8 protein-coding genes and 1 other annotated feature are annotated in these 10,252 nt (G+C 29.9%); of the genes, 6 read left to right on the forward strand and 2 right to left on the reverse strand.

Features of this window, described 5'->3' with window-relative positions; all coding sequences use genetic code 11:
* Nucleotides 1-2 precede the first annotated feature (2 nt).
* A complete protein-coding gene (locus ACX6CF_RS06370; protein WP_458784472.1) occupies nt 3-173 on the reverse strand; it encodes a hypothetical protein in 171 nt (56 codons plus the stop codon).
* Nucleotides 174-272: 99 nt separating this feature from the next.
* On the opposite strand from ACX6CF_RS06370, the gene ACX6CF_RS06375 reads away from it, so the two are divergent.
* The 3 genes from ACX6CF_RS06375 to ACX6CF_RS06385 all read left to right on the forward strand — a co-directional run bounded on the left by ACX6CF_RS06375 (nt 273) and on the right by ACX6CF_RS06385 (nt 2,374).
* Nucleotides 273-1,451: an AAC(3) family N-acetyltransferase gene (locus tag ACX6CF_RS06375; RefSeq protein ID WP_458784473.1), complete on the forward strand. Its 1,179-nt coding sequence runs from the start codon at nt 273-275 to the stop codon at nt 1,449-1,451.
* Between the two features lie 20 nt (nt 1,452-1,471).
* Nucleotides 1,472-2,134: a DUF4652 domain-containing protein gene (locus ACX6CF_RS06380; protein ID WP_458784474.1), complete on the forward strand. Its 663-nt coding sequence runs from the start codon at nt 1,472-1,474 to the stop codon at nt 2,132-2,134.
* A gap of 102 nt (nt 2,135-2,236) precedes the next feature.
* Nucleotides 2,237-2,374, forward strand: coding sequence for a hypothetical protein (locus ACX6CF_RS06385; protein WP_458784475.1), 138 nt, complete (start codon nt 2,237-2,239; stop codon nt 2,372-2,374).
* Nucleotides 2,375-2,442: 68 nt separating this feature from the next.
* Here ACX6CF_RS06385 and ACX6CF_RS06390 read toward each other — a convergent pair whose 3' ends face one another.
* Nucleotides 2,443-4,185 carry an Rqc2 family fibronectin-binding protein gene (locus ACX6CF_RS06390; RefSeq protein WP_458784476.1) on the reverse strand — a complete coding sequence of 581 codons (1,743 nt, stop codon included), beginning with the start codon at nt 4,183-4,185 and terminating at the stop codon, nt 2,443-2,445.
* 485 nt (nt 4,186-4,670) lie between these two features.
* Between ACX6CF_RS06390 and ACX6CF_RS06395 the strand changes: the two genes are divergently transcribed.
* The 3 genes from ACX6CF_RS06395 to ACX6CF_RS06405 all read left to right on the forward strand — a co-directional run bounded on the left by ACX6CF_RS06395 (nt 4,671) and on the right by ACX6CF_RS06405 (nt 10,239).
* On the forward strand, nt 4,671-6,026 hold the full coding sequence (locus tag ACX6CF_RS06395) for a citrate/2-methylcitrate synthase (RefSeq protein ID WP_458784477.1): 1,356 nt from the start codon (nt 4,671-4,673) through the stop codon (nt 6,024-6,026).
* Nucleotides 6,027-6,148: 122 nt separating this feature from the next.
* Nucleotides 6,149-6,453: a binding site (T-box leader), on the forward strand.
* A gap of 110 nt (nt 6,454-6,563) precedes the next feature.
* Complete coding sequence (locus tag ACX6CF_RS06400) at nt 6,564-8,561, forward strand: class I tRNA ligase family protein (protein WP_458784478.1); 1,998 nt, start codon at nt 6,564-6,566, stop codon at nt 8,559-8,561.
* A gap of 406 nt (nt 8,562-8,967) precedes the next feature.
* Nucleotides 8,968-10,239, forward strand: a complete 1,272-nt coding sequence (locus ACX6CF_RS06405) for an ABC transporter substrate-binding protein (protein WP_458784479.1) — start codon at nt 8,968-8,970, stop codon at nt 10,237-10,239.
* Nucleotides 10,240-10,252 lie beyond the last annotated feature (13 nt).

A 10,252-nucleotide genomic window follows, 5' to 3' on the forward strand; every position in this document is an offset into this window, starting at 1 on the left:
GGTTAAGTACTAATAGAAGATTCTTTATCAATATCTTCTTCTTTTGAAATGTAATAAGGACAGTCAATATTGACGTTTTTGTTATTACTTATGTTGTTAAGAGTTACAGAAACAGATAAATTGCATTTTCCTTCTATTTGATAAATGCAGTTATGTGTGCAATTAATATCCATATAATAAATGCACCTCCTGTTATGGTATTTTATCCATAATTATTGAAATTAAACCAAAAATCATAGTTAAATATTTAAAAATTATAAAAGGTGATAAATATGTTAATATTTGGATGGGGACATAAAACAATTAAAAAATATGGTATTATCGGTAAAAGTAAATGTAACATTTGTAAGTTGGTAACCAATTGGCAATTAGTGAAGGTTACTACTTGGTTTACACTATTTTTTATACCTATTATACCTGTAAATGTAAAAAGAATGATTATATGTACTAATTGTAATGGTGGACATATAGTGGATAAACAAACTTTTGAAAAATTATTCAATATTATGAAATCCAATAAAGATAATATTAATCTACAAGATCTACAATATTATAATAAGACAGAAACACAAAAAAATTATTTGAAAGAGATGGAAGAGTTTAGAAAAAGTAAAGATAATAAAGATAAACAAGACGCAGATAAAAAGTATACAGTAAAAGATATAATAAATGAGACTAGCACACCAAACACAAGAAAGTCACTTAGAACACAATTTGAAGGTATGGGATTACAAAAAGGAATGACAGTAATTATACACTCTTCAATGAGTAAGATCGGGTGGATAAGTGGAGGACCTGTGGCGGTTGTACAAGCGTTAATGGATGTTATAACCAGTGAAGGAACTATTATTATGCCTGCACATACATCAGAGTATTCAGATCCTAAAGAATGGGAAAATCCACCAGTACCAGAAAGTTGGATTCCTGTAATAAAAGAGAATATGCCTGCTTTTGATAAATGTATCACACCAACTAATCAAATGGGGAAAATAGCAGAAACATTCAGAACTTTTCCAGGTGTATTACGAAGTGATCACCCACAAGTTTCATTTACTGCTTGGGGCAAATACGCAAAAGACATTACTAGGAATCACTCACTGGAATATGGTTTAGGAAGTGAATCACCATTAAAAAAAATATACGACTTAGATGGAATGGTTTTACTACTTGGTGTAGATTATGACAATAATACTTCATTTCATTTAGCTGAATATATGATTAGTAAAATCAAAGAAGAAAAATTAGGAGCACCTATACTTTTAGAGGGTAAAAGAAAATGGGTTGAGTATAAAGATATAGAACTTGATGTAGATGACTTTGATAAAATAGGAAATGAATTTGAAAAAATTGAGGATGTTATCACATATAAGATAGGGCGAGCAGAGTCCAAGTTATTCAGTCAAAAACTAGCAGTAGATTTTGCAAAAGATTGGATGGAAAAAAATAGATAATAATTAAGGAGTTATGTAGAATGAAATATATTAAGATGTCAATATTTCTTATGACACTTATTGTTACCACGGGTTGTTCAAAGCAAGTTGTCAAGGTAGAAGAAGATGTATACAATAAATCGCAGCAAATTCTTCCCGATGATACATACAAAATGTTTGATATTAACGATGATATTTCTCTTGTATATGGAGAAAGTAAAACAATATATATAAAAGTGGATAATGAATATATAGAAGTATGTAAAACTCTATGTTCATATCCTAAAATTGCACCTAATGAATCAGCAATGGCTTTTGTTACAGGTGAACCTGATTATCCAGGTGAATTATATCTCTATAATTTGAAGAATAATGAAAAAACAATGTTGTTAGGCAATGATGAAGGTAGCAATACCCCAAAAGATGTGGAATGGCTAGATAATAAAAGATTATTAGTCATCAAAGGGTATGGACATGGAACAGTTAGATTAGGTGGGGAAATATGTATTTATGACATTGATAAGAAAGAGGTTACCCCTTTATTAATGCCTGATGAATTATCCGAATATAGATCTATTATAAAGAAAGATGATTCCTTTGAGATTGAACAAGCAACATGGGAAGACGATACATTTAATAAAACAAATTCAAAAATCATAATATATAAAATATCAGAAATTGAAAAATTAGCTGATAAAGAATAAGAGATATAACATATAATCTTAATAAAAAAACTTAATATACATATAATAATGTTAATAGTATGAAATAAATTAGCTAGAATCACTAACAGAAAGGTAGATACCATGAAAAAATTTATTATGTTACTATTAATACTAGGTACTATGATTACATGTATAGGTTGTAATGGAAATAAAGTAGATAATGATACTTACAATAAAACTAAAGGCGTTTTCCAAGAAGAAATCTATCCAAGACAATAAAAATATAGTTGGTCGTACATAGCCCCATCCGTTAGGAGTTAAGGCAAGTAAAACCAACTATATTTTTTTTATATTAATGTAACTTTTTCATCACTAGGATTGACATACATAGAAAAGTTAGTATGATAGATAACATAACCAGGTACAGAGCCAGCTGGTTTTTTAATATGCTTTCTTAAGGTATAATCAACTGCTACTTTAGTTGAGTTATTAGCTTTACTGTAATAAGCAGCAAGTGCCGCAGCTTCTTCATAAGCTGTATCACTTAACTCTCTACCATCAGTTTTAACAATGACATGAGAACCAGGAACCTCTTTTGTATGAAACCACCAATCAATAGAACTAGCAGTTTTCATAGTCAATTCGTCATTTTGTAAGTTGTTCTTTCCTACATAGATGTCAAAACCATCAGATGATTTGTAATGGAAGGGTTTTGATTTCTGTAGTGCTTTTTTATTCTTGTTTTTTCTGAATCTAAGATAACCGTACTCCATTAATTCTTGACGTATTAAATGCAAATCTTCTTCAGCTTCAACAAAATTTAGCGAGTTTTGTATAGATTCAAGATGAGCTATTTCACTTTGGGTATCTTTTATGTGCTCAGTCAATGCATGGAACGTTCTTTTTAATTTATTATAACGGTTATAATATTTAGCTGCATTTTCCGATGGGGATAAATTAGGTTTTAGACTAATAGTAGTATCTTCATTAGTATAATAATTAAATGCTTTTAATTCTTTGTCTCCTTCTTTGATCGCATAGATGTTAGCAGTAATCAATTCACCTTTGATTTTATATTTATCTCTTGTTTCTGTGTCTTTTATTTGTTTTAATTGCAAATCTAATTTTTTATAACACCTTTCAAGATTGGTTGTGATTATTTTCTTTATATCACTTGATTTTTGACTGATTCTTGAGGTGTTAGAGCTTTTGGCATAATAATTATCTAAAACTCTAGATATGGATTCCTCTGGTATGGTTTTATAACCTGCATAGCTGTTTAACTTGATTGAAGAAAACTCTTTATAGGTTCCCTCTTCATCAGTGAGAATATTAGGGGTATAGCTATGTGCTTTAATTAAGTTAATCACTGATTGGAAGTTAGTATATAAATTATTAAAATCACTATCAGTCAACTCGCTGGTTGCGGTAGAACTATTGATACCAGCTTGATAGCATATTTCCTCTGAAATCATTGGACTTATGCCGTTAAAAGTAAAATAGAGTGCTTTGTGAACAATGGTATTCTTTTCGTTAAGTATATTAATAAACTCTTTCAAAGTAATATCGTCTAAAGGATTTATCTTATTTTTAGCTGGAGGATAAGTATATGTTCTGTTAGGGAGTACCTCTCTAACTGAACTGACATTAAGTGATACATGTTTTATACTATCTAATATTCTATTATCATCTTCACAAAAAATTATATTACTATGTCTACCCATTATTTCGATAATTAGCTTTTTAGTACATAGATCGCCTAATTCGTTAAGGTGTTCTAGATATATCTCTACTATCCTTTCAAAATTAGGTTGAGTTACATTTATTATTTTACCTCCAATGATATGTTTCCTTAATAACATACAAAAATTAGGAGGATTCAATGGATTCTTTTTTTGTATTTCTGTTAAGTGAATACGTGGCATATTAGCTAAAGCTGATAATAATAATTTATATGAATTTTTGTTATTTCTTATTGATATAATTAATTCGTCATTTTCAGGCTGATAAATCTTATCAATTCTTCCACCTATTATTAACTGATTAAGTTCGGATACAATATTGGAAAGTACTATTCCGTCTAGTGCCATAAATTAATCATTCCTTTCTTAGTATTATATTGAAGCAATTATAATCATCAGTATAACACTAAGTATATTAAAAAGGAAGTAATAGCTTAAATATATGGTTATGAGAAGCTTTTTATAAGTAATAAATTAGTGGGTATAAATATGCTGATAACTATTTATACATATAACAGAAAATTATGACAAATAAATTACTTTAAAATATTTAATTCGTTTTTATTATTATAGCTTGCAAAGTACGGCGTTTTATATTACAATAGTATACAAGTATAAAATTTATAGCGATTGTATTTTACAGGGATTAGTGGCTTCTAGAATATTTTGTATGATTGTATACAATTTATTGATGGCTGAAGTGAACAAGATACATTTGGTCATTTCAAGCAAATAAAAACCAATTACTTCTGCGGAACCAATTTTAATTTGTTAATATTTATGAATAAGAAATTATATTAATACAAAATTATATTATACAAGGAGTTGATATATTGAGTGATAAAGAAATATACAGGAGAATATTAAAATTTGCTAATTTAGCTGAAAATAATAACAAGATTGATTTTGAACTATATGATAAATTTGGAGTAAAAAGAGGATTAAGAAATAAGAATGGAACTGGTGTTTTAGCTGGTTTGACAGAAATTGGAGACGTAATTGGATATAAGTTAGAAGATGGTGAAAAAATTCCTGCAGAAGGACATTTGCTTTATAGAGGAATTGATGTTGAAAATATAGTTGATGGTTTTCAGTCTGAAGGAAGATATGGATTTGAAGAAGCATGCTATCTCTTACTATTCGGTTCTCTACCTACTGAAAGCGAATTGAGGGAGTTTAACGAAATTCTGGGAGAAAGTAGAGAAATACCAGAAGGTTTTACTGAAGATATGATATTAAAAGCTCCAAGTCCTAATATCATGAATAAATTAGCTAGAAGTGTTCTAGCAACTTATTCTTATGATGATAATCCAGATGATACAAGCATAGAAAATATGTTAAGACAATGTATAGAGTTGATAGCAAGATTCCCAATATTGGTTGCATATGCATTCCAAGCAAAATCACATTATTATGATAATAAAAGTCTCTATATTCACAATACCACAAGAAATCTAAGCACTGCTGAGAATTTCTTGCATATGTTACGTGCAGATAATAAATTCACTAAGTCAGAAGCTGAATTACTTGATCTATGTCTAGTATTACATGCGGAACATGGTGGTGGTAATAACTCAGCATTTACAGCCAGAGTAGTATCTTCTTCAGGGACAGATACATATTCTGCTATAGCAGCAGCAATCGGGTCACTAAAAGGACCTAAACATGGTGGAGCTAACAACAAGGTTAGACAAATGATGGATGATATCAAGGATAATATAAAAGATTGGGAAAATAAGAAAGAGATAGAGGATTATTTGACCAAGATATTAAAAAAAGAAGCAAATGATGGATCAGGTCTCATTTATGGAATGGGTCATGCAATCTATACAATATCGGATCCAAGAGCTGTTATGCTTAAGAAAAAAGCTTATAAATTAGCTATTGAAAAAGATATGATGAAAGAATTTAATCTATATGAAGCTATTGAGAATTTGGCTCCAGAAGTTTTTGCAAAAGTAAAAGGTTCTTCCAAAGATATATGCGCTAATGTTGATTTCTATTCTGGATTTGTTTATAGCATGTTACAAATTCCACCTGAATTATATACACCAATATTTGCTATTGCAAGAATTGGTGGATGGTGTGCACATAGAATAGAAGAATTCTATGGGGCTAACAGGATAATAAGACCTGCATATAAGAATATTACAGAGCCTAGAGAATATGAAAATCTAAATAAAAGATAATTATTAATAGCTGTCTCATGATATCATTTGGCTAACGTATTTTGAGACAGCTATTTTGATTTCTGAAAGCAATACAAAATAATCCTTGACAAAACCTTTATCTTTTAATATACTTTTAGAAAATAAAGGCGATGAAGAGAAGAGTAATTGATTAGAAGCTTACAGAGAGTTCCTAGTGCTGAGAAGGAATAGTGAATATTTAATGAACCAAGCCTCTGAGCTGCATACGGATCTTATTTACAATGCAGAATAGTATTTCTTTCCCTGACTTAGAATTTATCATACTACGAGTACACAATCTGCTATAATAAGTGATGATATGACGTTTGTTCACGTTATAGAACTAAAGTATAATGAGTACTTGATAAGATTAGTATGGTGACATATTAATGAATTAGGGTGGTACCGCGATAAAATCGCCCCTACGATTATTGTAGGAGGTGCTTTTTTTATGAGCTTTTTTCCACGAATTTAGCTTGGAAATAATCCTAAATAATAAGTATGAATAAAATAAAAATTATTAGAAGGAGTTTGCTTATGAAAGACAATAGAAGACAAAGACCAAGGCCAGAATTTCCTAAAAAAGCTGTTGTAACAGCAGGAATGCCTTACGGTAATAAAGAATTACACTTTGGACATGTAGGTGGAGTATTTGTTCATGCCGATACCTATGCAAGATTTTTAAGAGACAGAATCGGTAAAGAAAATGTTATATTCGTATCAGGAACAGATTGTTATGGTTCTCCAATATTAGCTAGTTATAGACAGCTTATAGATGATAACAAGTTTAATGGGTCTTTAGAAGATTATGTTAGACAAAATCATAACAAACAGAGTGAAGTATTAGAAAAGTATGAAATGAGTCTTAACTTATATGGAGCTTCAGGATTAGACAAAGCAGGGGAGTCTCACAAAGAAGTTTCGGAAGATATATTTAATAAATTGTATGAAAATGGGTATCTTACAAAACTATCTACACCACAATTTTATGATCCAGAACATAAAGTATTATTAAATGGTAGACAAGTAGTTGGTAAATGTCCTATAGAAGGATGTAACTCAGATAAAGCATATGCAGATGAGTGTTCAATGGGACATATGTACATGCCTAATGAATTAATAGATCCTAAAAGTATTCTATCAGGAAAAACACCTGAACTTAGAGAAGTGACTAACTGGTATTTTAAATTAGACGAGTACAATGATGTTTTGAAAGAGAGGGTTCAATACTTAAAACAACATTCTAATTCTCGTAAATATTTATTAAAGACTATTGAAGAATTTTTGAAGCCGCCAATAATATATGTTAAAAGAAAACAATTAGAAGATAATTTGGCGGATATAGTAGATAAGCTTCCAAAACATACAATAATTGATGAACCTAAAAAGCCTTCAATAACATTTGTGTTTGAAAATTTACAAGACAGAGATTCTGCTAGAGAAGTATTTGATAAACTTGGAATAAGATTTAGGACTGGTAAGACTTTAGTTCCTTTCAGATTATCAGGAAACATTGAATGGGGAATCAAAGTGCCTGAAAAAGAAGAGTTAGAAGATTTGACATTCTGGGTATGGCCAGAATCCTTATGGGCACCTATTTCTTTTACTAAGACTTATTTAGAATCGATTGGAGAAGATAAAGAACAATGGAAAGATTGGTGGGAGTCAAAAGATTCAAAAGTATATCAATTCATTGGAGAAGACAACATTTATTTTTATGGTATTGCTGAGATGGGGATGTTTTTAGCGTTACGTGGTGTTAATAATGAGAGTTCATTAGATTGGGAAAACATCAATCTTCCTCATTTAATACCTAATAATCACGTATTATTTATGGATAAAAAGGCAAGTAGCAGTAGTGATATCAAACCACCAATGGCAGCGGAATTATTAGATCATTACACAGCAGAACAATTAAGAATGCATTTTCTAAGTCTAGGATTGGCTAAGAAAAGTGTAAGTTTCACTCCTCAAGTATTCATGAAAGAAGAAGATAAACAAGGACCAGATACTGTTTTGAAAGATGGTAATTTACTTACTAATGTATTTAATAGACTTATTAGATCTTGTTTCTATACAGCTCAAAAATATTTTGACTCTAAAATTCCAAAAGGAGAAATAGATGAAAAAGTATTAGAAGAATCCAAGGAAGCAATACTTAATTATGAAAAACACATGTATAATCATGATTTTCATAGGATTGTATATGTACTTGATAGCTATATAAGGACAATGAACAAGTACTGGGTTAATAACATGAAAAAAGCTGAAGCAGATGAAGACAATGAGCTTAGAGAACGAGTATTAATAAATGCTTTTCATGGAGTACGTACTGCTATTACATTGATACATCCTATTGCTCCAAATAGTTGTAAAATGGTTAGGGAATATCTAAATGTTAATGAAAATATCTGGAATTGGGAATATATTTTTGATGAAATATATTCATTTATTGATGACTATGATAATCATAACATCAAATATTTGGAACCTAGAATAGATTTCTTTGAAAAACATGAAAGCCAATATAAATAAAGTGATTGCAAGTTAGTCAGAAATTTTTTATTTTGACTGGATTTTGCAAAACAGTATATGTATATACATATACTGTTTTGCTTTCTAATATTATTCAATATAATCAAAACATCATAGGTTTTTAAAAAGGGTATTGACACTAATCTAAAAAAGGAGTAATATTATTCCATAATCAATTTCTGCCATCATTGGCAGAAAAAAATGTAAATAGATATTTTTTTATTTTATTTTTTGTGCTAACGATGGCAGAAAAATTATTTTTTATGGTAATTGCCAACGATGGCATAAGGTGACAGGTTAGTATTTAATTATAAACAGGAGGTGTTTTATTAATAACGATAGGTGTGTAATTAGTTATCTAATCTAGAAATAATAAACTATAAATTATATGAAGGAGAAAATTAAAATGAAAAGAAAAATAATAAGTGTAATTTTAATAATGTGTTTAGTTGTTATATCAGCAGGATGCAAAGCTGATAAAAGTGATGATAAAAAAGAGGTAACTTTAAATTATTATTCACATGTTGATGAAAATGGAACACTTACAAATATAATAAATAAATTCCATGAAGAAAACCCTAATATCAAGGTTAATGTTGTTGAATTACCAGCTGATACTAATAAAAAGTTGCAAATGATTAGTACAGCATTACAAGCTGAAGATGATTCACTAGATATGTTCGATGCAGATGTAACATGGCCACCAATTTTTGCATCAGCAGGTTGGGTAACTGATCTGACAGATGAATTAACACAAGATGAAAAGGATAAATATCTACCTGGTGCAATAAATGCAAATATATATCAAGGAAAATTATGGGGATTACCATATAGAATAGATGCAGGTATGCTTTATTATAGAAAAGACCTATTGGAAAAATATAATAAGACTGTTCCAGAAACTTGGGAGGAATTAGTTGAAACAGCTACATACATAATGGAAAATGAACCAGACATGAAAGGATTAGCTGGATCATGGAAACAATATGAAGGTTTAACATGTAATTTGATGGAGTATGTATGGAGTTATGGTGGAGATGTATTTGATGAAAACGGAAAAGTGATTTACAATTCACCTGAAACTATTAAAGCTACTAAGATGATGGTTGATATGATCAATACTTCAAAGATCACTCCAGAAGGAATTATTAACTTTGGAAGTGGTGACGCAAGAGCTCCATTTTTTACAGGAAAATTAATATTTTTAAGAGATTGGCCAAGTGGATGGAATAAATCACAAGACGCTGATAAATCACAAGTTGTTGGAAAAGTTGGTATAGCTGAATTACCAAAAGCAGATAAGAATGGTAAAAGTTATTCTACTCTTGGTGGATGGCAGATCATGGTATCCAAGTTTTCAAAGAATCAAGAAGAAGCAATAAAATTTGCTAAGTATATGGCTGGAGAAGAAGCTGAAAAAATCGAAGCCCTTGGACTAAGTCATTTACCATCAATTAAGTCATTATATGAGGATAAAGAAATTCTTGAGAAAATGCCATTTGTTGAGAAGATGTTACCAGTATTTATGAATGCTAATCCAAGACCAAAATCACCTTATTATTCAGAAATATCCAATGTGCTTCAATTGCAAACACAATTAGCTTTTATAGAAGACAAAACAGTTGAGGATGCTGTTAAAGATGCTGATAAAGAAATTAAAAAGATTATAGGACAGTAATAAATAATCTGAT

Source organism: Vallitalea sediminicola (assembly GCF_054408565.1).